Genomic DNA, 20,003 nt, shown 5'->3' on the forward strand with positions numbered 1-20,003 from the left:
GATGCAAGGAGGATCAGTGACGATGGCAGGCAACACGGAGCCGTTGTCGCCGCGGGCCAAGCTGGCCGTGACGGCAGGCAAGGCCGCGGCGGCGGTGTCCCGCGCCGCGGGACGCGGCAGCGGTTCGGTGATCGGCGGAAAGGTCGCGCTCAGGCTCGACCCGGACCTGCTGGGACGACTGGCGAACCACCTGGACGTGGTGCTGGTCTCGGCGACCAACGGCAAGACGACGACGACCCGCCTGATCGCGGAGGCCCTGCGGGCCAGCGGTCCGGTCGTGTCCAACGCGCTCGGCGCGAACATGCCCGCGGGCATCACCTCCGCCCTCGCCGGCGGCTCGGACGCCAAGTACGGCGTCATCGAGGTCGACGAGAAGTACCTCGCCGGGGTGGCCCGTGACGTGACGCCCAAGGTGATCGCGCTGCTGAACCTCTCGCGCGACCAGCTCGACCGCGCCGCCGAGACCCGCATGCTCGCCGAGAAGTGGCGCGAGGGCCTGGCCGGTTCCAAGGCCGTCGTCATCGCCAACGCCGACGACCCGCTGATCGTGTGGGCGGCGTCCTCGTCGCCGAACGTGGTGTGGGTGGCGGCCGGCCAGGAGTGGAAGGACGACGCCTGGTCGTGCCCCTCCTGCGGCGGTGTGATGCAGCGTCCGGGCGACGACTGGTTCTGCGGCGAGTGCGGCTTCCGCCGCCCGACGCCGAGCTGGGTGCTCTCCGGCGACCACGTCCTGGACCCGCACGGCTCCGCCTGGCCGATCCACCTCCAGTTGCCGGGCCGCGCCAACAAGGCGAACGCGGCCACCTCGGCCGCCGTCGCGGCGACCTTCGGGGTGCCGCCGCAGGTGGCGCTGGAGCGCATGTACCAGGTGCAGGCGGTGGCCGGACGCTACGACGTGGTCCAGTTCCAGGGCCGTGAGCTGCGGCTGCTGCTGGCGAAGAACCCGGCCGGCTGGCTGGAGACGTTCTCGCTGATCAACCAGCCGCCGACGCCGGTGATCCTGTCCGTCAACGCCCGCGGCGCGGACGGCACCGACACCTCCTGGCTGTGGGACGTCGACTACACCCGGCTCGCCGGTCACCCGATCTTCGTGCTCGGCGACCGCAAGCTGGACCTCGCGGTGCGCCTGGAAGTGGCGAACCTCCAGTTCCGGGTCTGCGAGACGCTGGACGAGGCCGTGCAGTCGGCGCCGCCCGGGCTGATCGAGACGATCGCCAACTACACCGCGTTCCAGGACCTCCGCCGCCGCGTCGGCAACTGACCCGCGCCGCAACTGACAGAAACCGCAGGGACCATGACTCGAATGAACGACAGCAGTCTGCGGCTGGTCTGGATCTACCCGGACCTCCTCAGCACGTACGGCGACCAGGGCAACGCCCTCGTCGTCGAGCGCCGGGCCCGCCAGCGCGGCCTCGACGTGCAGCGGGTCGACGTACGCAGCGACCAGCCGGTGCCCACCTCGGGCGACATCTACCTGATCGGCGGCGGTGAGGACCGTCCGCAGCGCCTGGCGGCCGAACGGCTGCGCAAGGACGGCGGGCTCAGCCGCGCCGTGTCCAACGGCGCGATCGTCTTCTCGGTGTGCGCCGGGTACCAGATCCTGGGCCACGAGTTCATCAACGACCTCGGCCAGCGCGAGCAGGGCCTCGGCCTGCTCGACGTCATCTCCACCCGCGGCGAGGGCGAGCGGTGCGTCGGCGACGTGCTCGCGGACATCGACGCCCCGCTGAACCTCCCGCAGCTCACCGGCTTCGAGAACCACCAGGGCATCACCCACCTCGGCCCCACCGCCCGCCCCTTCGCCCGCACCCGCCTCGGCAAGGGCAACGGCACCGGCGACGGCACCGAGGGCGCGTACAACGACACGGTGTTCGGCACGTACATGCACGGCCCGGTGCTCGCCCGCAATCCGCAGATCGCGGACCTGCTGCTGAAGCTGGCCCTGGACGTGAACGCGCTGCCGCCCACCGACGACCGCTGGTACGAGGCGCTGCGCGCCGAGCGCATCGCCAGCGCCACGCAGCCCGCCTGACACGGGCTCAGCGGGCAACGGTACGAACGTCCAACTGTCGGACGTCCGGTTCGGTCCCGTCACCCAACGCTTGTAGGGTGACGGGACCCCGCCCGGACGACGTGGTCCGGTCATTCGGCCCACGTTGCAAAGGTTTTCGCGCCATGCGCATTGGTGTCCTCACCTCCGGCGGCGACTGCCCCGGCCTGAACGCCGTCATCCGCTCCGTCGTCCACCGTGCCGTCGTCGACCACGGCGACGAGGTCATCGGTTTCCACGACGGCTGGCGGGGCCTGCTCGACTGCGACTACCGCACCCTGGACCTCGAAGCCGTGAACGGCATCCTGGCCCGCGGCGGCACCATCCTCGGCTCCTCCCGCGTCCAGCCCGCGCACCTGCGCGGCGGCATCGAGCAGGCCCGCGGCCACGTCGCCGACCTCGGCCTCGACGCGATCATCCCGATCGGCGGCGAAGGCACCCTCAAGGCCGCCCACCTGCTCTCCGAGGCGGGCCTGCCCATCGTCGGCGTGCCGAAGACGATCGACAACGACATCGCCTCCACCGACGTCACCTTCGGCTTCGACACCGCCGTCGGCGTCGCCACCGAGGCCCTGGACCGGCTCAAGACCACCGCCGAGTCCCACCAGCGCGTGCTGATCGTCGAGGTCATGGGCCGGCACACCGGCTGGATCGCCCTGCACTCGGGCATGGCGGCCGGCGCGCACGCCATCGTCGTGCCCGAGCGGCCCTTCGACATCGGCGAGCTGACGGAGCTGGTCGGCAAGCGGTTCTCGGCGGGCAAGAAGTTCGCGATCGTGGTCGTCGCGGAGGGCGCGAAGCCGCGCGAGGGGTCGATGGAGTTCAACGTCGGCAAGAAGGACCAGTACGGGCACGAGCGCTTCGCCGGGGTCGCCAACCAGCTCGCCATCGAGCTGGAGGAGCGCCTGGGCAAGGAGGCCCGCCCGGTGATCCTCGGCCACGTCCAGCGCGGCGGCACCCCGACCGCGTACGACCGCGTGCTCGCCACCCGCTTCGGCTGGCACGCGGTGGAGGCGGCGCACCGCGGCGAGTTCGGCATGATGACGGCGCTGCGCGGCACGGAGATCCAGATGGTGCCGCTGGCCGGCGCCGTCGAGGAGCTCAAGACCGTGCCGGCGGCGCGCTACGGGGAAGCCGAGTGCGTGCTGTGACGACGCTGCGCTCCTGAGAGCCGCCCCCGGTCGCGGTCGCGGCCGGGGGCGGCTCTACTCTGGACCGGACAACCGGCACGAATCAGGAGTCAGCGGATGGACCACAGCGGGCACGGCATGAACATGGACCTGCCGCCGTTCACGCTGGGACGGGGCCTGGAGCTCTCCCCCGATCCCTTCTTCCTGGTCGGCTGCCTCGCGGCGCTCGCCCTGTACGGGTGGGGCGTGGCGCGGCTGCGCGGGCGCGGCGACGACTGGCCGGCCGGCCGCACCGTCTTCTTCGTGACCGGCGTGCTCACCGTGCTCCTGGTGATGTGCACCAAGCTCAACGACTACGGCATGGTCATGTTCAGCGTGCACATGGTGCAGCACATGATCGTCAGCATGCTCTCGCCGATCCTGCTGCTGCTCGGCGCGCCGGTCACACTCGCGCTGCGCGCGCTGCCGGTGTCGGGGCGCGGCCGCAAGGGGCGCAAGGGGCCGCGCGAGCTGCTGCTCGCGCTCCTGCACAGCCGCTACATGAAGATCATCACGCACCCGGCCTTCACCATCCCGCTGTTCATCGCGAGCCTGTACGGCTTCTACTTCACCCCGCTGTTCGACATGCTCATGGGCAACCCGGTCGGGCACGTGGTGATGATGGTGCACTTCCTGGCCGTGGGTCTGGTCTTCTTCTGGCCGATCATGGGCGTCGACCCGGGGCCGCACCGGCCCGGTTACGTAATGCGGATGCTGGAGCTGTTCGCGGGGATGCCCTTCCACGCGTTCTTCGGCATCGCGCTGATGATGGCCTCGCAGCCGATGGTGGAGGCGTACAAGAATCCGCCCGCCTCGCTGGGCATCGACGCGCTCGCCGACCAGAACGCGGCGGGCGGCATCGCCTGGGCGTTCAGCGAGATCCCGTCCGTGCTGGTGCTGATCGCGCTGGTCTTCCAGTGGTACCGCTCCGAGCAGCGCGTGGCGCGGCGCTCGGACCGGGCGGCGGACCGGGACGGCGACAAGGAGCTGGCGGAGTACAACGCGTACCTGGCCTCGCTCCGGGCGCGCGGCAGCCAGTCCTAGCGCGACACACCGGTGACCGCACGGCTGTAGCGGCGGCGCGCCCCGGCGGGCGACGATGACCCTCCACTCCGAGGTGAGGGGGCGTGCGTGAACAATTCGCCGAAGTCGATGGGGGCGCTGACCGTCGGGATGCTGGTCGTGGTGACCGCGTACACGGCGGCGCTGGGCAGCAACGGCTGGCTGTGGTTCGGCTGGGTGGTGCTGCTGCTGGCCACCGTGGGGACGATCGCGACCGGGCGGGGCCGCTGATCCCGGCGGCCCCGCCCGGTGACGGACTCAGAAGCGGAAGACCGGCCCCGTCGCCGCGTCGAGTTCGCACGCGTTGGGGAAGGTCTTCTTCCAGTGCGCGGTGCGTCCGCGCCAGGTGCCGTCCGCCGTGGCGGTCACCGGGTCGTACTGCTTGGAGCACGGGTGCGGGTCGCCGGGCAGCGCGTCGAAGTCGCCGCGCGCCCAGGTGAGGTCGTCGCAGGCCGCCCGGGCGGCCGGGTGACCGCCGCCGACCGGGGACGAGCAGTGCAGGCCGACGCCCCTGATCCAGGTGTTCCCGGCGCCGCTGACGGTGAGCAGCAGGCCGTGCCGGGGGGCCGGGTGGGCTTCGGCGACGGCGGTGGCCGCGGGGGCCAGGGCGAGCAGGGCGGCTGCCGCGAGCGCGGTGGTGCGGAGGGGGTGCATGTGTCTCTCCGGAGGACGGGGGCGGGGTGTCCGCACGAGCGCACCCGCCGTACCGCCCCGGCCGCAACGGGCCACGCCGTGCGGGTCGCCCGCCCGGAGGATGTCCTTGGGCCGTCCGGCCGCACGGATTCGGGTCCGGGACGTCCGGCGGTGACGTACCGTAATCCCATGATCGTCTTTGTTCCGGCCGGGATCTTCCTCCTGGCGCTGGTGGTCGGCATGCTGCGCGACCGACGCCGGCTGCGCAACGGTTTCTATCTGGTCTTCGCCCTGTTCTTCACGCTGGTGGGGGTGATGCTGAAGACCGGGCAGACGCATCCGCGTCTCGCGGTGGCCTTCGCCGGGGTGCTCCTGGTGCTGGCATTGCTCTCCGCGCTGGTGCTGGCGTGGTTCCTGGTGCGCAACGGACTGACGATGCTCCGCAAGGAGGGGCGCAGCCTGGGCAATCTGCTCTCGCTGCTGGCGGGCCTGGGCATGATCGGCCTCGGTGCGATGCTGGTCGCCTCGCTCGCGACGGGTTCGCGGGCGCTCAGCACGGTGACGGTGGTCGCGGTGCTGGTGGTCGGTTACGTGTCCTTCCTCTTCACCTGTTTCCTGCTGTACGCACTGCTGTACGGCTGGTTCAAGCCGCGCGGCCGCATCGACTTCGTGGTGGTGCTGGGCGCCGGGCTGATCCGCAACCAGGTGCCGCCGCTGCTCGCGGGCCGCCTCGACAAGGGCCTGAAGGTGTACGAGTCCCAGCTCGCCGCCGGGGGCAGCCCGATGCTGGTGACCTCGGGCGGGCAGGGTCCGGACGAGGACCGGCCGGAGGGGCAGGCGATGGCCGAGTACCTGATCGCGGCGGGCGTGCCGGGAGACCGGATCATCCAGGAGACGCAGTCGCGGACCACCGAGGAGAACCTCGCCTTCAGCGGCGCCCTGATGCGGGACGTGGACCCGGGCTACCGGTGCGTGGTCGTCACGAACAATTACCACGCCTTCCGCGCCGCCCTGATGGCCCGCAAGACCGGCATCAACGGACAGGTCGTGGGTTCGCGGACGGCCCGGTACTTCTGGCCGAGCGCGATCATCCGGGAGTTCGCGGCGGTCTTCATGCAGCACAAGGTGATCAACTTCGGGATGTGCGCGCTGCTGGCGTTCACGGGCGCGCTGACCGGACTGGTGTGACCGGACTGGTGTGACCGGCCGGGCCGTCACCGGGTGCGGGCCGCGACGCCGCCCGCACCGGGGCGGGCGGCGGGGCCGGGCGCGGCGTCAGGAGGCGGGCGCCTGTGACCTGAGGTCGCGGGCCAGGACCGCGTACAGCAGCGCGGAGACGACCAGGCCCGCGGGCAGGGCGAGGTCGATGCCGCCCAGGGCGCGGGCGATCGGGCCGGTGTAGAGGTTGTTGACGCAGAGGGCCGCCACGACGACGCCGGCGGCGAGGGCCACCGTGCCGGCCGGGTTGAAGCCGCCGGTGAACCAGTAGGGACCGCCGGGTGACTCGTCCAGCAGGGCGCGGCCGTCGTAGCGGTTGCGGCGCAGCACGATGTCCGTGGCGTACACGGCCATCGCGGGGCCGACGATGACGACGGTGAGTTCCAGCATGTGGTTGACGGTGTCCAGGAAACCCGCGGTGAGCAGCCCGTACAGCGTCAGGGCCACCGCCGCCAGGCCGTCCACGACCACGCTGCGGGAGCGGCGGATGCGGATGCCGACGGCCTGCAGGGCGAGGCCCGCGCTGTACGAGGTCAGGGCGTTGATGGCGATGGTGCCCAGGACCAGGGCGAGCAGCAGGACCGGGCCGAACCAGCCGGGCAGGATCTGCCGCAGGCCCGCCTGCGGGTCCGCCATGTCGACGGTGGTCGCGGCGAGCGCGCCGAGGCAGCCGACGGCCGCTCCGGGCAGGAAGCCGCCGAGCGCGGTCCAGCCGACGACGGCCCGGGGGGAGGTGGTGCGGGGCAGGTAGCGGGAGAAGTCGGCGCTGGTGGTGTAGGAGAGCGGGCCGGACCCGATGAGGGTGAAGCCGCCGATCAGGACGGCCCACAGCGCGGCCCCGGAGAGGGGTTCGGCCGGTGTGTAGGCGTAGTCGGTGTGCTGGAACACGGCGACGGCGACGACGGCGAAGACGGCGGCCAGGGCGAGCGTGATCGGCAGGTACAGCTTCATGATCATGGCGTGGCCGTAGACGCCGATGGTCAGCGTGAGCGCCGCGATGACGATCACCACGACGACCTTGACGAAGGTGTTGGCGGTGACGCCGGCCATCTCGACCAGGGCGAAGGCGGCCGAGGCGGCGGCGGCCAGGTTGATGGCGAAGTAGCAGACGGAGATCAGCCAGCCGACGATCGCGTTGTTCACGCGGTTGCCGAGGACTCCGTAGATGGCGCGGGTGATGACTTCGCTCGGCGTGCCCGCCGCGGGACCGGATGTCGCGAGCAGTCCGGTGAGCAGCCAGAGCAGGTTGCCCGCCACGATCACGGCGAGGGCCTGCCCGAGGGAGAGGCCCATGAGGATCAGGGCGCCGCCGGTCACCAGGTTCAGGTAGGAGACGTTGGCGGCCGCCCAGACGGAGAAGAGCCGCCGGGGGTGGCCGTGGCGTTCGCCGTCCGCGATGTGGTCGATGCCGTGGGCTTCGACGCGGACCGCGCGTTCGGAGGGTGGCCGGGGCTCCGCGCCCTTCGCGTGGGCGTCTGACTTCGGTTCGGGAATCGTGGACGCCATGGGGCCCCTCCAGTGTGCTGTTCACCCCTGCTTGCTTGTTGGTCGCACACTCAATAGCATCGATTCCATGCCGTCAAGCATTCAGAACAAGCGAATCCGCAAATCTCCGGCCTCCCGACGTGCGGAAATCGTTGCGGCGGCCTCTGTCGTCGCACTGGCCGAGGGACTGGAGCGGATCACGCTGCGGCGGATCGCCGACGAGCTGTCCGTGCGACCGGGCCTGATCAGCCATTACTTCCCCGCGGTGGAGGATCTGGTGGCGGAGGCGTACGGCAGCGCGGCCGACGCGGAAATCGAAGAGCTGCTGCCCGCCGGCCGGGCGGGCGCGACCCCGACGGAGCACCTGGCGCGCTTCCTCCGGCGGGCCGCCGGGGAGGCGTACGACGACGTCAGCCGGCTCTGGCTGAACGCCCGTCACCTCAGCCGCTACCGGCCGGCGCTGCGCGAGCGGGTCGCCGAGCAGGAGAACGCCTGGCGCGACCGGCTGGTGGCGCTGATCCGCGACGGGGTGGCCATCGGCGAGTTCCGCACGGAGGACCCTCTGGTGTCCGCGATCCAGATCATGGTCGTCCTCGACGGCCTCGGCATGCTCGTCAACGGCATCTCCCCGGCCGAGGACCCGCCGGAGATCAAACGCCTGCCGCTGACCACCGCGGAGCGGGTGCTGGGCCTGCCCGTCGGCGCGCTGTCGGCCGTGGAGGTCACGGACTGACGGCGCCCCCGCCCGCGAGCGTCCCCCGGACGCAAACGGACCGACGGTGCCCGGCCCGCCCGCAGACAACCGTGACTTGAACGAACTGACGGCACCCGGCCCGCCCGCAAGCAACCCCGGACTCGAACGGAGTTGACGGCACCCGGCCCGCCCGCCCGCAAGCGGACCCGGACCTCGGGGCCCCGCCGGCTCCGTTCCGCCGGTGGCTTCCGGCGACGGACGCCACCTCGAACACCTCACCCCCCTTCGAACCGCCCGCCTCCCAAGGAGCCCTCGTGCGCACCACCCTGATCCTCCTCTCGGCCCGTCTGCTCGACCCGGCGACGGGCGGCTTCCTGCCGCACACCGCGCTCGCCGCGGCGGACGGGCGCATCACCGCTCTCGGCGACGACCGGGAGATCCGCGCGCTGGCGGACGGCACGACCACGGTGATCGACCTGAAGGGCGCGGTCGTCACCCCCGGTCTGGTCGACGGCCACATCCACCCGGTCCACGGCTCCGAACTCACCAGCGGCCTCGACCTGTCCGGCTGCACCGACCTGGAGCAGACCCGGCAGGCCCTCGCCCGCGCGGTACGCGACCTGGCGCCCGGGGCGTGGCTGCACGCCTGGGGGCTCGACCCGAACGTCTTCGGCGAACTCCCCGTCGACACGGCCCCGTTCGACCAGGTGCTGGGCGACGTCCCCGCGTTCCTGCTGCTCTTCGACGCGCACTCCGCGCTGGCCAGCCGCCGCGCGCTGGAACTCGCCGGGGTGGACGGGCCCCGTACCTTCGACCAGGCCACCGCCGACGTGGTGTGCGACGCCGACGGCCGGCCCACCGGCCTGCTCCTGGAGGACGCCGCCTGCGAACTCGTCGAGCGCGTCGCCCCGCAGCCCACCCGCGAGGAGCGGCGCGACCGGCTCGCGGCGGCCCTGCGCGCCATGGCCGCCGCCGGGCTCACCGGCGGTCACGCCATGGACGCCAACGGCGACAGCCTCGAACTCGTCGCGGAGCTGGCCGAGGCGGGAGAGCTGCCGCTGCGGCTGCGGATCGCCCCCTGGTGCCAGCCCGGCACCGACGCCGACGGAGTGCGCGCCCTGATCGAGCAGCAGGGCACGGGCGGCCGGCTGTGGGAGGTCGCCGGGGTCAAGATCTTCATGGACGGGACCATCGACAACGGCACCGCCTGGCTGGAGCAGCCGGACTGCCACGGCGAGTCCCGGCACGCCTTCTGGCCGGACCCCGAGGAGTACACCCGCATCGTGGCCACCCTGCACCGGGCGGGCGTCCCCACCGCCACCCACGCCATCGGTGACGCCGCCGTACGTCACGTGCTGGACGCCGTCGAGAAGGCGCAGGCCGAGTTCGGGCCCGGGCCGCGGCACCGGGTGGAGCACATCGAGACCGTCCCGGACGACACGCTGCGCCGCTTCGCCGAACTGGGCGTGGTGGCCTCCATGCAGCCCACCCACTGCTGCGACTTCACCCGCGCCGACCACACCGACAACTGGTCCCGCCGCCTGGGCGAGCCGCGTGCCTCGCACGCCTGGCGCTGCCGCGACCTGCACGACTCGGGCGCGGTGGTGGCCCTCGGCTCCGACTGGCCCATCGCCCCCTTCCCGCCGCTGGGCGTCATGGCGGGCGCGGTCCACCGCCGCCCGTCCCGTGACCTCACCCAGGCCCCGCACGGCCCGGAGCAGGCGCTCACCGCCCTGGAGGCGCTGCGCGGAATGACCGTCAACGCGGCGTACGCGGCCGGTGAGGAGGACGCGGCGGGCCGGCTCGCCGTCGGCCACCGCGCCGACCTGACGGTCCTGGCCGCCGACCCGCTGACGGTCCCGGCGACGGAACTGGCCGACGTGCCGGTGCTGCTGACGGTGGTGGACGGCGCCCCGACACACCGCGCCGCGGAACTGTGAGACGCCGCCCGGCCCTCCCCCGGGAACCCGCGTGACCGCGAACGGTTTCGGGACGCGCTACCCGGACATACACTGAGCGCCCCCGAAAATAGCCCTGACCAGCAGGAAGACAGCCCACAAGGCAGTCCGTCACCGTAGGGAGCCACCGGGTGTTCTATTACGTGCTCAAATATGTCGTTCTCGGACCGCTGTTGAGGATTCTCTTCCGGCCGCGGATCGAAGGGCTGGAGCACGTTCCCGAGAGCGGGGCGGCGATCGTCGCGGGAAATCACCTGTCGTTCTCCGACCACTTCCTGATGCCCGCCGTGCTCAAGCGGCGGATCACCTTCCTCGCCAAGGCCGAGTACTTCACCGGGCCCGGCCTGAAGGGGCGGCTGACGGCGGCGTTCTTCCGCAGCGCGGGGCAGATCCCGGTGGACCGGTCGGGCAAGGAGGCCGGTAAAGCGGCCGTGCGGGAGGGGCTCGGGGTGCTCTCCAAGGGCGAGCTGCTGGGGATCTATCCCGAGGGGACGCGCTCGCACGACGGGCGGCTCTACAAGGGCAAGGTGGGGGTCGCGGTGATGGCGATCCGGGCGGGCGTGCCCGTGGTGCCGTGCGCGATGGTGGGGACCTTCGAGATCCAGCCGCCCGGGCGGAAGATCCCCAAGGTGAAGCGGGTGACCATCAAGTTCGGGGAGCCGCTGGACTTCTCCCGGTACGCCGGGATGGAGGACGAGAAGACCGCTCTGCGGGCCGTCACCGACGAGATCATGTACGCCGTCCTGGCACTGTCCGGACAGGAGTACGTGGACCGCTACGCCGCCGACGTGAAGGCCGAACAGGCGGAACAGGGAAGGAAGTTCCCCCGGATCCGGCGTTGAGGCGCGCGGGTCGTGAAGCGCGGGACGCGGGTCGCGGGTCGCGGGTCGCGCGGCACAGCGCAGGGGCGGCCGGTGGGAGAGCACCGGCCGCCCCGCTGTGCGTAACGGGCCGTCGGATCAGTGTCGCTGACGGGCCGTTACGGCTTGGGGGTCGCGTGCGGGGCGCACGTCGACTCCTTCGGGCCGGCCTTGCCGGTGAGGAGGTAGCCCTCGACGCGCGGGTTGATGCACGGGTTGACCAGGTTGGTCACGCCGTGCGATCCGGCGTCCTTCTCGATGAGAAGGCTGGAGCCCTTGAAGCGCTTGTGCAGCTCGACGGCGCCCTTGAACGGGGTGGCGGCGTCCCGCGTGGCCTGCACGATCAGGACCGGCGGCAGTCCGCGCCCGGTCCTGACCTCCACCGGGGTGTTCTGCTTGGTGGACCAGGTGGCGCACGGCAGGTTCATCCAGGCGTTGGACCAGGTCAGGAACGGGTACTTCTCGTGCAGCCGGGAGTTGTCCCGGTCCCACTTCTGCCAGTTGGTGGGCCACTTGGCGTCGGCGCACTCCACGGCCGTGTAGACCGCGTTGCCGTTCTCGCTGGCGATGTTGCCCCGGATGTCGGTCAGGTCGGGCGAGGCCGCCTCGACGACCGGCTTAGGGTCGCCCGCCGCGTACGCGCTGAGCGCCTTGGCGACCGGCACCCACGAGGAGTCGTAGTACGGGGCGCTCTGGAAGAAGCCGATCAGCTCGGCCGGTCCGACGACCCCGCCGAGCGGCTTCTTCTTGGCGTCCGCGCGCAGCTTTTGCCACTGGGCCTCGACCTGTCCCCGGGTGGTGCCCAGGTGGAAGACCGCGTCGTTCTTGGCGACCCAGTCCTGCCAGTCGTTCCAGCGCGTCTGGAAGGCGATGTCCTGGTTGAGGTTGGCCTGGTACCAGATGTTGTCGCGCGAGGGGTCGACGACGCTGTCGACGACCATGCGGCGCACGTGCGACGGGAAGAGCGTGCCGTAGACCGCGCCCAGGTAGGTGCCGTAGGAGACGCCCACGAAGTTGAGCTTCTTGTCGCCGAGCGCGGCCCGGATGACGTCCAGGTCGCGGGCGGTGTTCGGGGTGGTCATGTGCGGCAGCATCCAGCCGCTCTTCTCGGCGCAGCCGTCCGCGTACTCGGCGGCCAGCTTGCGCTGGGCGCGCTTGTCGGCCTCGCTGTCGGGCACCGGGTCGGCCTTGGGCGCCTTGACGTACTCCTGCGGGTCGACGCAGGAGATCGGAGTGGAGTGGCCGACGCCGCGCGGGTCGAAGCCCACGAAGTCGTACGCCTTGGCCGCGCCCGCCCAGATGGCGTTCTTGCCGGTGACGCGGGCCGGGAAGCGCATTCCCGAGCCGCCGGGGCCGCCGGGGTTGTAGATGAGCGAGCCCTGGCGCTCCTGCCGGGTGCCGGTGTTGCCGACGCGGTCGACGGCCAGCTTGATCTGCTTGCCGTGGGGCTTGCGGTAGTCCAGCGGGACGGTGACCCAGCCGCACTGGATGGGCTTGGCCAGGCCCCAGTCGGCCGGGCAGTCCGCCCAGTCGACGCCCGCGCGGGCGGCCCGGTCGGCGGCGACCTTCACGCCGTACGCCTCGGCGCCTCCCCGGTCCTGGAGGCTGCTGGAGCCCTTGTTCTGCTGTACGGCGTCGGCGGTGGCGGCCGGTGCGGCCACCGCTCCGGCTATGAGTGTGCCCGCGAGCAGGGTGCCGGCAGAGCCGAGCACGGCGGTGCGTCGCACGTGGGACCTCCCCCTCAGAGTTGCGGGAGCCCTGAACCGGGCCCCGGCGGCATCCTTGCGGTTGCAGGGACACCGGGACCAGACCGTACGGGTGTTTCTTTACCGAACCAATAGCCGGTGCGCGGGGTCCGCTCAGCGGTACCGGCGGAATCTCCGCACAAGATCCTTTGTGTGGGTCCATGCATGAACCTGTCAGGGCGGGACAAGTGGATGTCCTCAACACACCTTCGCGACAAGGTAGTTCAGATGGCTACCGGCATGAGCGGCACGCATGGGCACACCCGCACGGAGACCAACTGGCTGGCCATCGGCGGACTCGCCAGCGGCATCATCGGACTGATCCTCCTGGCCATCGTCTTCGGCCCGGTGGCCATCCTGCTCGGCGCGCTGGCCCTGCGGCAGGCGAGCAAGGGCGGCAAGGGGCTGGCCGTCGCCGCCCTCGTCCTGGGCATCGTGGACACCGTGTTCGGCATCATCCTGCTGATCAGCGGCGGGTTCAGCTTCTTCATCGGCGGGTGACGCGGCACCCCGCCGACACGTCGTCCGCGAGGCCGCTCAACGCTTCGTCGAGGACGATCCGCAGCGCCCTGGCATCAGGGGCCACCGCCGTCACCAGTACCGCCCCACCCCCCAACGGGGTCAGAACCGCGGTCTCGCCGAGCAGGCGGGGCCGCGGTTCGCTGTGTGCCGCCCCTTCCTGCACGACGAGGAGCTGACCGGTCGCGCGATGGCCGCCCAGCACCGCGCCGCCGTCCCAGCCGCCGGGCGCGCCCGGACCGTACGCCAGTTCCTGGTCGAGGAGCGGGCGTCCGGCGCGGCGCACGGTGAGGCGGGTGAAGAGGGTGCCGGTCTCCTCGCCGTGGCGGCCCAGGACCTGTTCCTCGCGCAGCACGAGGCGGGCGGAGGGGGCGAGGTCGACGGTGGTGGTCATGCGCAGGTCGCTGCCCCGGGCGGAGATGAGCTGCTCGGGAAGCCAGTGCAGCTCGGCGTCCTGACCCACCGTCAGGCGCACGTCGTAGTGCGCGCGTCGGGCGAGCCGGCCCGGCAGCGCGACGGTGGCCGCCGCCGCGTCCACCGTGAGCGCCGCCCCCTCCAGGACCTCCACCTCGACGGCGAGCCGGTCGCCGCCGAGGGGTGCGCTCATCGCGCCGACGACGGTGACCCGGCTGCGGTCGGGGCCGTCCGCCGATCGCGTACGCCGCAGGGCGAGCGGTCCTTCGCCCACCAGGACGGGGAGCCTGCCGCCCGGGGCGGCGACGACGCGGGCGGTGGCGGTGAGACTCACGCGGCGGGCACGGCGGGCGCGGTCCAGGCGGCGAGCTGCGCGCGCACCCAGTCGGCGATCGGCTTGACCTGCTCGCCGGTGGTCAACGACGTGAAGGCGACGGGGAGTTCGCCGCGCTGCTCCTTGGCGTCGCGGGCCATCCGCGCCAGGTCGGAGCCGACGTGCGGGGCGAGGTCGGTCTTGTTGATGACGAGGAGGTCGGCGGTGGTGACGCCGGGACCGCCCTTGCGCGGGATGTCGTCGCCGCCCGCCACGTCGATGACGAAGATCTGGGCGTCGACGAGTCCCTTGGAGAAGGTGGCGGTGAGGTTGTCGCCGCCGGACTCGACCAGGATCAGGTCGAGCGGACCGACCGCCTCCTCCAGGTCCTCCACCGCTTCCAGGTTCGCGGAGATGTCGTCGCGGATGGCGGTGTGCGGGCAGGCGCCGGTCTCGACGGCCTGGATGCGCTCGGGCGGCAGCACGGCCTGGCGGAGCAGGAATTCGGCGTCCTCGCGGGTGTAGATGTCGTTGGTCACGACCGCGAGGGAGAGGGTGTCGCGCAGTTCGCGGCAGAGCGCGGCGACGGTGGCGGTCTTGCCGGAACCGACCGGGCCGCCGAGCCCGATGCGCAGGGCGCGGCGGGTGCCGTCGGGGCGGTGGGCGTCGGCGCTGACGGCGGTGGCGTGGGGGCCGTGGTCGAGGTGCATGGTGCGGGCTCCTTGGCTTGCGGGGGTGGGTCTAGGAGGCGAAGAGGCGTACGGGCCAGGCGGCGTGGGCCTCCGCCGTGATGTCGAGCAGCGGGGCGGAGGCGGCGGGCAGGGCGTCGACGCCCCGGCGGGCGGCTTCGGCCGCGCGTTGGGCGACTTCGTCCATCTCGGGGGCGAGGCGGGCGAGGACGCCGGTGGCCTGGAACGGGTCGAGGCTCAGCAGCCGGACGGCCGCGGTCGCGGGCCCGCTGACGCACTCGTACACGGCACAGTGCGCGGCGTCCTCGGGCCCGAGCCCGGCGGCCCGGGCGGCGAGCCCGAGCACGACGGGCTGGTGCGCCCCGCGCGGCCGGGCGGCGGCGAGCGCGTCCAGCTCCGGGGAGGGCCAGGTGGCGCGGGCGGCGCGCATCATCTGCCGCCCGAGCCTGCGGGCGGTGGCGCGCAGGGCGGGCGAGGGGGTGCGGGCGTCGGCCGCCGTGTCCAGTTCCAGCGGATCGAGTCCGGCCGCCGCGCCCGCCGCGAGTCCGGCGGCGGTGAGCCCGGCGGTGTGCAGGCGTCCCCGGCAGAACGCGGCGAGATCGCGGTGATCGGTGATCCGTCCGGCCTTGACGGCGGCCTCGGCTCCCCCGGAGTGCGCATGCCCCCCGGCCGGAAACCGGCCGTCGGCGAGGACGAGCAGGGCGGCCCGCGAGGTGGTCCCGGCGGGCGTCGCACCCGCGTGGGCCACGGCCTCGGCCCGCCGACCGATCCCGTCGGCCCTGTCGGCTTCCGCAGGCGGGGAGGGGGTGCTCCCTGCGGGCGCGAGGGCGGCGGGCGCGGCGTCCGCCCTGCCGGGGGTGCCGGGATCGCCGTTGCCGCCCGAGGAGGACGGCTCAGCTCCGTCGGCACCGCCCGGGACGGGCGACGGCGGCGGAGGGGCCGGCCTGGCGGGGGCGGAACGCACCGGGGCGGTGTCTCCCGGGGCGGGACGCATGTCGGCGGCCGGGGGGCGCGCGGCGGGCGGCGGTCCGTCGTGTCGGCTGCCCGGTGCCGGGCGGGTGACCGCCGCGAGCCGCTCCCCCAGCGGGGCGAGGCGTGCTCCCGGGCGGCCCGACGGGGGCCTGCCCGGCAGCGGACGCCGTCCTGCGGGGCGTACCGGTGACGGTCCGGCGGACGCGGCGTCGGGCGCCGTCACCGCGGGGCCGCCGCCCGGGGCGGCCGGCGCGGACCGCCCCGGCGGAACGCCCGCAGCCGAGGCAGGACGGCTCGGGCCCGCGTCCTCGCGGCGGCGCGCCCTGTGCGTGACGGTCGTACGGGTGCCACCACTCGCCCGGGAGGCTTCCGGAGCGACGGACGGGACGGAGGGGACGGAGGTGTCGGGGGCACAGGAGGCATCGGGGGCGACGGGCCGTGGCGATGCACCGCCACGCCCCCCTGGGGGCGCGGCAGGTGCGCCGCCCCGCGCCCGTGAGGGCGCAGCCGGTGCGTCTGGCGGTCCGGTGTGCGCGGCAGGGCCTTGGAAGTCCATGGTCCGGGCTCTCAGAAGAGGAAGTAGCGCTGGGCCATGGGCAGTTCGGCGGCCGGGGCCGGGTCGACGGGGTCGCCGTCGATGGTCACCGTGAAGGTGTCCGCGTCGACCTCGACCCTCGGCATCGCGTCGTTCTCCCGCATGTCCGCCTTGGTGACCCCGCGTGTGCTGGTGATCGGGGCGAAGGTCTTGCGGATGCCGTAGCGGTCGCCGAGGCGTTCGGCGATGCCGTCCTCGACGGCGGCTTCCGCGACGAAGTTGAAGGAGTTCGCGGCGGGGGCCACGCCGGTCGCCCCGTACATCGGGCGCGGCAGGACGGGCTGCGGGGTGGGGATGGAGGCGTTGGCGTCGCCCATCTGCGCGTACGCGATCTGGCCGCCCTTGATGACGAGGAGGGGCTTGACGCCGAAGAAGGCCGGTTCCCACAGGACGAGGTCGGCGAGCTTGCCGGGTTCGACGGAGCCGATCTCGTGGCCGAGGCCCTGGGCCACGGCGGGGTTGATGGTGTACTTGGCGACGTAGCGGCGGGCCCGGTGGTTGTCCGCGCGGCCGTCGCCGGGAAGGGCGCCGCGGCGCTTCTTCATCACGTGCGCCGTCTGCCACGTACGCAGGATCACCTCGCCGACGCGGCCCATCGCCTGCGAGTCCGAGGAGATGATCGAGATCGCGCCCAGGTCGTGCAGGATGTCCTCCGCCGCGATGGTGGAGGGGCGGATGCGGGACTCGGCGAAGGCCAGGTCCTCGGGGACCGCCGGGTTGAGGTGGTGGCAGACCATCAGCATGTCGAGGTGTTCGTCGAGCGTGTTGAGGGTGTGCGGGCGGGTGGGGTTGGTGGAGCTGGGCAGCACGTGCGGCTCGGAGACCACCGTGATGATGTCGGGCGCGTGACCGCCGCCGGCGCCCTCGGTGTGGTACGCGTGGATGGTGCGGCCCGCGATGGCGGCGAGGGTGTCGCCGACGAATCCGGCCTCGTTCAGGGTGTCGGTGTGGATGGCGAGCTGGGCGCCGGTCTCGTCGCAGACGGACAGGCAGGCGTCGATCACGGCGGGGGTCGCGCCCCAGTCCTCGTGGATCTTGAAGCCGAGCGCGCCGCCCCGCAGTTGGGCGTGCATGGCCTCGCGGGACATCGTGTTGCCCTTGCCGAGCAGGCCGATGTTGACCGGGCAGTGCTCCAGCCCCGCGAACATCCGGGCCAGGTGCCAGCCGCCGGGGGTGACCGTGGTCGCCTTGGAGCCCTCGGCCGGGCCCGTGCCGCCGCCGACGAGGGTGGTGATGCCGGAGGACAGGGCCGCCTCGACGACGGTCGGGGAGATGAAGTGGACGTGGGCGTCGATGGCGCCCGCGGTGACGATGCGGCCGTTGCCCGCGATGATCTCGGTCTCGGGGCCGATGACCAGGTCGGGGTGGACGCCGTCCATGGTGTCGGGGTTTCCGGCCTTGCCGATGCCGGTGATGCGGCCGTCCCGGATGCCGACGTCGGCCTTGACGACGCCCCAGTGGTCGAGGATCACGACGCCGGTGACGACGGTGTCCGGGGCGCCCTCGGCCCGGGTGGTGCGGGCCTGGCCCATCGACTCGCGGACGACCTTGCCGCCGCCGAACACCGCCTCGTCGCCCGCGCGTCCGGGGCCGCCGGAGCGGTCCTCCTCGATCTCGATCAGCAGGTCGGTGTCGGCGAGCCGGATGCGGTCGCCGGTGGTCGGGCCGAACAGGTCGGCGTAGACCGGCCGGGAGATCCCGGGGTGGGTCGAGCCCGGGGGCGTACGGTCAGACATCGAGGGCACCGCCGATCTCCCCGCGCAGACCGGCGACGATCCGCCGTCCGCCCAGGGGTACGAGTTCCACGTCGACGGGGACGCCGGGCTCGAAGCGCACGGCCGTCCCGGCGGCGATGTTCAGCCGCTGTCCGCGGGCGGCGGCACGGTCGAAGTCGAGGCCCGGGTTGGCCTCGGCGAAGTGGTAGTGGGAGCCGACCTGCACGGGCCGGTCGGCCGCGTTGAGGACGGTGAGGCGGGTGACGGGGCGGCCCTCGTTGAAGAGGACGGGCCCGTCGCCGTACAGGATCTCGCCGGGTACGACCGGCCGGGGCGAGGGGGTCATTGGATCGGCTCGTGCACGGTGACGAGCTTGGTGCCGTCCGGGAAGGTGGCCTCGACCTGCACGTCGTGGATCATCTCCGGGATGCCGTCCATGACTTCGTCGCGGTGCAGCACCTTGCGCCCGGAGGACATGAGCTGGGCGACGGTGTGGCCGTCGCGGGCGCCTTCGAGGATGTGCGAGGTGATGAGAGCGACCGCCTCGGGGTGGTTGAGCTTCACCCCGCGCGCCCTGCGCTTCTCGGCCACGTCGGCGGCCACATGGATGAGCAGGCGTTCCTGCTCGTGCGGGGACAGCTGCACGCTTCCCACCTCCTGGTTGTCAAACACCCTGCGCAGGTACGCGGCGGGGGCACCAGAAAGGTGTAAAGGGCACCCGCCTCGGCGCAGCGGGACCATATCCGAATTCAACAGGTCGTTGAGTCGTCAACCCCGGCCACCGGGCCAGGAATTGCACGTTAGAGCCCGAGTTTTTCCAACGCGTTAACTGATGCTTTGCCAGCCCATGATCAACCGGACCCCCGGTCGGCGCGGTTCCTCAGCGCCGTTCCTCGCCCCGGTGCTCGGCCGCGATGCCGAAGCGGTGGCGTTCGCCCGGAGCGGACAGCGAGCCGCCCAGCGCGGAGACCGAGCTGATCACCTGCTCCTCGGCCGCCGCCTCCGGCTCGTTCTCCAATCGCTCCAGGTCAGCGGCCGAGACGAGGGCCACGAGTGGCTTCCCGTGCCGCGTCACGACCACCCGTTCGCCGCCGTAGACGACGCGGTTGATCAGGTCGGCGAGCTCGGCCCGGGCTTGCGTCACCGGAATCTCGTAGGTCATGCTCCCCATCGTACTGAACGTACGTCCTGTACATTTTTTACAGAGGCAGGCGCACGCCGCACTTCAGCCGAAAGAGAGCGCGCCATGAACCGTTCCGCGATGACCCCGCCGCACCTGCTCCGGCCCTCCGCCCGGTACGTGCTGCCGTCCTTCACCGAGCGCACCAGCACCGGAACCCGCACCCTCGACCCGTACTCGAAGATGCTCGGCGAGCGGATCGTCTTCCTCGGCACCCCGGTCGACGACGCCGCGGCCAACGACATCGCCGCCCAGTTCATGTATCTGGAGCACGACGCCCCCGATCAGGACATCTCGCTCTACATCAACTCCCCCGGCGGCTCGTACACCGCCATGTCCGCCATCTACGACACGATCCAGTTCGTCGCCTGCGACGTGGAGACCGTCTGCCTGGGGCAGGCGCTGGACGCCGCCGCCGTGCTGCTGGCGGCCGGGACCCCCGGCAAGCGCTGCGCCCTGCCCGGGGCGCGTGTCACGCTCAGCCAGCCCGCCCTGGACGAGCCCGCCCAGGGGCAGCCCTCGGACCTGGAGATCCACGCGGCGGAGCTGGTGCGGCTGCGCGCGATGACCGCCGGGATGCTGGCCCGGCACACGGGCAGGCCCACCGAGCAGATCGAGGCGGACTTCGACCGTACGAAGGTCCTGGACGCGCCGGCCGCGCAGGAGTACGGCCTGGTCGACCGCATCGTCGCGAGCCGCCGGGCGGCGATGACCCCCACCGGGCGGTGAGCG

21 protein-coding genes are annotated in these 20,003 nt (G+C 72.5%); 11 read left to right on the forward strand and 10 right to left on the reverse strand.

The genetic code is table 11. The annotated features are described in order from the left end of the window. Window positions 1-22: 22 nt before the first annotated feature. From ACZ56L_RS31305 to ACZ56L_RS31325, 5 genes are all read left to right on the forward strand, one after another. Entirely contained in the window at window positions 23-1,261 is a 1,239-nt protein-coding gene (locus tag ACZ56L_RS31305) for a MurT ligase domain-containing protein (protein WP_345225383.1), read from the forward strand. 42 nt (window positions 1,262-1,303) lie between these two features. Next, window positions 1,304-2,032, forward strand: coding sequence for a type 1 glutamine amidotransferase (locus tag ACZ56L_RS31310; RefSeq protein WP_345225381.1), 729 nt, complete (start codon window positions 1,304-1,306; stop codon window positions 2,030-2,032). Window positions 2,033-2,175: 143 nt separating this feature from the next. Next, window positions 2,176-3,201 carry a 6-phosphofructokinase gene (locus ACZ56L_RS31315; protein WP_345225379.1) on the forward strand — a complete coding sequence of 342 codons (1,026 nt, stop codon included), beginning with the start codon at window positions 2,176-2,178 and terminating at the stop codon, window positions 3,199-3,201. A 96-nt stretch (window positions 3,202-3,297) separates the two neighbouring features. Next, window positions 3,298-4,263 (forward strand): cytochrome c oxidase assembly protein, encoded by a 966-nt coding sequence (locus ACZ56L_RS31320; RefSeq protein WP_345225377.1) that lies wholly within the window; start codon window positions 3,298-3,300, stop codon window positions 4,261-4,263. An 87-nt stretch (window positions 4,264-4,350) separates the two neighbouring features. Then, window positions 4,351-4,512, forward strand: a complete 162-nt coding sequence (locus ACZ56L_RS31325; protein ID WP_345225374.1) for a hypothetical protein — start codon at window positions 4,351-4,353, stop codon at window positions 4,510-4,512. A gap of 27 nt (window positions 4,513-4,539) precedes the next feature. On the opposite strand, the gene ACZ56L_RS31330 is transcribed toward ACZ56L_RS31325, so the two are convergent. Further along, window positions 4,540-4,935, reverse strand: coding sequence for an SSI family serine proteinase inhibitor (locus tag ACZ56L_RS31330; RefSeq protein WP_401763628.1), 396 nt, complete (start codon window positions 4,933-4,935; stop codon window positions 4,540-4,542). 168 nt (window positions 4,936-5,103) lie between these two features. Between ACZ56L_RS31330 and ACZ56L_RS31335 the strand changes: the two genes are divergently transcribed. Then, complete coding sequence (locus ACZ56L_RS31335) at window positions 5,104-6,102, forward strand: YdcF family protein (RefSeq protein WP_380837592.1); 999 nt, start codon at window positions 5,104-5,106, stop codon at window positions 6,100-6,102. Window positions 6,103-6,189: 87 nt separating this feature from the next. Here ACZ56L_RS31335 and ACZ56L_RS31340 read toward each other — a convergent pair whose 3' ends face one another. After that, window positions 6,190-7,638: a purine-cytosine permease family protein gene (locus ACZ56L_RS31340; RefSeq protein WP_401763622.1), complete on the reverse strand. Its 1,449-nt coding sequence runs from the start codon at window positions 7,636-7,638 to the stop codon at window positions 6,190-6,192. Between the two features lie 67 nt (window positions 7,639-7,705). Here ACZ56L_RS31340 and ACZ56L_RS31345 point away from each other — a divergent pair, with 67 nt between their 5' ends. From ACZ56L_RS31345 to ACZ56L_RS31355, 3 genes are all read left to right on the forward strand, one after another. Beyond that, window positions 7,706-8,350 carry a TetR/AcrR family transcriptional regulator gene (locus ACZ56L_RS31345; protein WP_345225366.1) on the forward strand — a complete coding sequence of 215 codons (645 nt, stop codon included), beginning with the start codon at window positions 7,706-7,708 and terminating at the stop codon, window positions 8,348-8,350. A gap of 275 nt (window positions 8,351-8,625) precedes the next feature. Next, a complete protein-coding gene (locus tag ACZ56L_RS31350; protein ID WP_345225364.1) occupies window positions 8,626-10,251 on the forward strand; it encodes an amidohydrolase in 1,626 nt (541 codons plus the stop codon). A 149-nt stretch (window positions 10,252-10,400) separates the two neighbouring features. Then, window positions 10,401-11,111, forward strand: coding sequence for a lysophospholipid acyltransferase family protein (locus tag ACZ56L_RS31355; protein ID WP_345225354.1), 711 nt, complete (start codon window positions 10,401-10,403; stop codon window positions 11,109-11,111). Between the two features lie 137 nt (window positions 11,112-11,248). Here ACZ56L_RS31355 and ACZ56L_RS31360 read toward each other — a convergent pair whose 3' ends face one another. Then, window positions 11,249-12,856, reverse strand: a complete 1,608-nt coding sequence (locus ACZ56L_RS31360; RefSeq protein WP_471067883.1) for an alpha/beta hydrolase — start codon at window positions 12,854-12,856, stop codon at window positions 11,249-11,251. 246 nt (window positions 12,857-13,102) lie between these two features. On the opposite strand from ACZ56L_RS31360, the gene ACZ56L_RS31365 reads away from it, so the two are divergent. Beyond that, window positions 13,103-13,375, forward strand: coding sequence for a DUF4190 domain-containing protein (locus tag ACZ56L_RS31365; protein ID WP_471067886.1), 273 nt, complete (start codon window positions 13,103-13,105; stop codon window positions 13,373-13,375). On the opposite strand, the gene ACZ56L_RS31370 is transcribed toward ACZ56L_RS31365, so the two are convergent. From ACZ56L_RS31370 to ACZ56L_RS31400, 7 genes are all read right to left on the reverse strand, one after another. Next, window positions 13,362-14,141 (reverse strand): urease accessory protein UreD, encoded by a 780-nt coding sequence (locus tag ACZ56L_RS31370; protein WP_471067889.1) that lies wholly within the window; start codon window positions 14,139-14,141, stop codon window positions 13,362-13,364. The two genes, ACZ56L_RS31365 and ACZ56L_RS31370, sit on opposite strands and share 14 nt — an antisense overlap. Further along, a complete protein-coding gene (ureG, locus tag ACZ56L_RS31375) occupies window positions 14,138-14,830 on the reverse strand; it encodes an urease accessory protein UreG (RefSeq protein ID WP_468688932.1) in 693 nt (230 codons plus the stop codon). The genes ACZ56L_RS31370 and ureG overlap by 4 nt, the downstream gene beginning before the upstream one ends. A 31-nt stretch (window positions 14,831-14,861) precedes the next feature. Further along, window positions 14,862-15,557, reverse strand: coding sequence for an urease accessory protein UreF (locus ACZ56L_RS31380; RefSeq protein ID WP_471068037.1), 696 nt, complete (start codon window positions 15,555-15,557; stop codon window positions 14,862-14,864). Window positions 15,558-16,348: 791 nt separating this feature from the next. Beyond that, window positions 16,349-18,112 (reverse strand): urease subunit alpha, encoded by a 1,764-nt coding sequence (locus ACZ56L_RS31385; protein ID WP_401763585.1) that lies wholly within the window; start codon window positions 18,110-18,112, stop codon window positions 16,349-16,351. Further along, window positions 18,105-18,437 carry an urease subunit beta gene (locus ACZ56L_RS31390; protein ID WP_345225339.1) on the reverse strand — a complete coding sequence of 111 codons (333 nt, stop codon included), beginning with the start codon at window positions 18,435-18,437 and terminating at the stop codon, window positions 18,105-18,107. Before ACZ56L_RS31390 ends, ACZ56L_RS31385 begins: the two co-directional genes overlap by 8 nt. Then, a complete protein-coding gene (locus ACZ56L_RS31395) occupies window positions 18,434-18,736 on the reverse strand; it encodes an urease subunit gamma (protein WP_189826297.1) in 303 nt (100 codons plus the stop codon). The genes ACZ56L_RS31390 and ACZ56L_RS31395 overlap by 4 nt, the downstream gene beginning before the upstream one ends. A 235-nt stretch (window positions 18,737-18,971) precedes the next feature. Further along, entirely contained in the window at window positions 18,972-19,253 is a 282-nt protein-coding gene (locus ACZ56L_RS31400; RefSeq protein ID WP_345225331.1) for a type II toxin-antitoxin system Phd/YefM family antitoxin, read from the reverse strand. Window positions 19,254-19,367: 114 nt separating this feature from the next. Between ACZ56L_RS31400 and ACZ56L_RS31405 the strand changes: the two genes are divergently transcribed. Next, a complete protein-coding gene (locus tag ACZ56L_RS31405; protein ID WP_471068041.1) occupies window positions 19,368-20,000 on the forward strand; it encodes an ATP-dependent Clp protease proteolytic subunit in 633 nt (210 codons plus the stop codon). The last annotated feature ends 3 nt before the right edge of the window (window positions 20,001-20,003 follow it).

It is taken from the genome of Streptomyces sp. NPDC039736, assembly GCF_055596485.1.

Excerpts from the sequence above, each read along its gene's own strand:
- ACZ56L_RS31305 (WP_345225383.1), top strand. The coding sequence starts at position 23 with ATGGCAGGCAACACGGAGCCGTTGTCGCCGCGGGCCAAGCTGGCCGTG.
- ACZ56L_RS31310 (WP_345225381.1), top strand. The coding sequence starts at position 1,304 with ATGAACGACAGCAGTCTGCGGCTGGTCTGGATCTACCCGGACCTCCTC.
- ACZ56L_RS31315 (WP_345225379.1), top strand. The coding sequence starts at position 2,176 with ATGCGCATTGGTGTCCTCACCTCCGGCGGCGACTGCCCCGGCCTGAAC.
- ACZ56L_RS31320 (WP_345225377.1), top strand. The coding sequence starts at position 3,298 with ATGGACCACAGCGGGCACGGCATGAACATGGACCTGCCGCCGTTCACG.
- ACZ56L_RS31330 (WP_401763628.1), bottom strand. The coding sequence starts at position 4,935 with ATGCACCCCCTCCGCACCACCGCGCTCGCGGCAGCCGCCCTGCTCGCC.
- ACZ56L_RS31335 (WP_380837592.1), top strand. The coding sequence starts at position 5,104 with ATGATCGTCTTTGTTCCGGCCGGGATCTTCCTCCTGGCGCTGGTGGTC.
- ACZ56L_RS31340 (WP_401763622.1), bottom strand. The coding sequence starts at position 7,638 with ATGGCGTCCACGATTCCCGAACCGAAGTCAGACGCCCACGCGAAGGGC.
- ACZ56L_RS31345 (WP_345225366.1), top strand. The coding sequence starts at position 7,706 with ATGCCGTCAAGCATTCAGAACAAGCGAATCCGCAAATCTCCGGCCTCC.
- ACZ56L_RS31365 (WP_471067886.1), top strand. The coding sequence starts at position 13,103 with ATGGCTACCGGCATGAGCGGCACGCATGGGCACACCCGCACGGAGACC.
- ureG (WP_468688932.1), bottom strand. The coding sequence starts at position 14,830 with ATGCACCTCGACCACGGCCCCCACGCCACCGCCGTCAGCGCCGACGCC.
- ACZ56L_RS31385 (WP_401763585.1), bottom strand. The coding sequence starts at position 18,112 with ATGTCTGACCGTACGCCCCCGGGCTCGACCCACCCCGGGATCTCCCGG.
- ACZ56L_RS31390 (WP_345225339.1), bottom strand. The coding sequence starts at position 18,437 with ATGACCCCCTCGCCCCGGCCGGTCGTACCCGGCGAGATCCTGTACGGC.
- ACZ56L_RS31400 (WP_345225331.1), bottom strand. The coding sequence starts at position 19,253 with ATGACCTACGAGATTCCGGTGACGCAAGCCCGGGCCGAGCTCGCCGAC.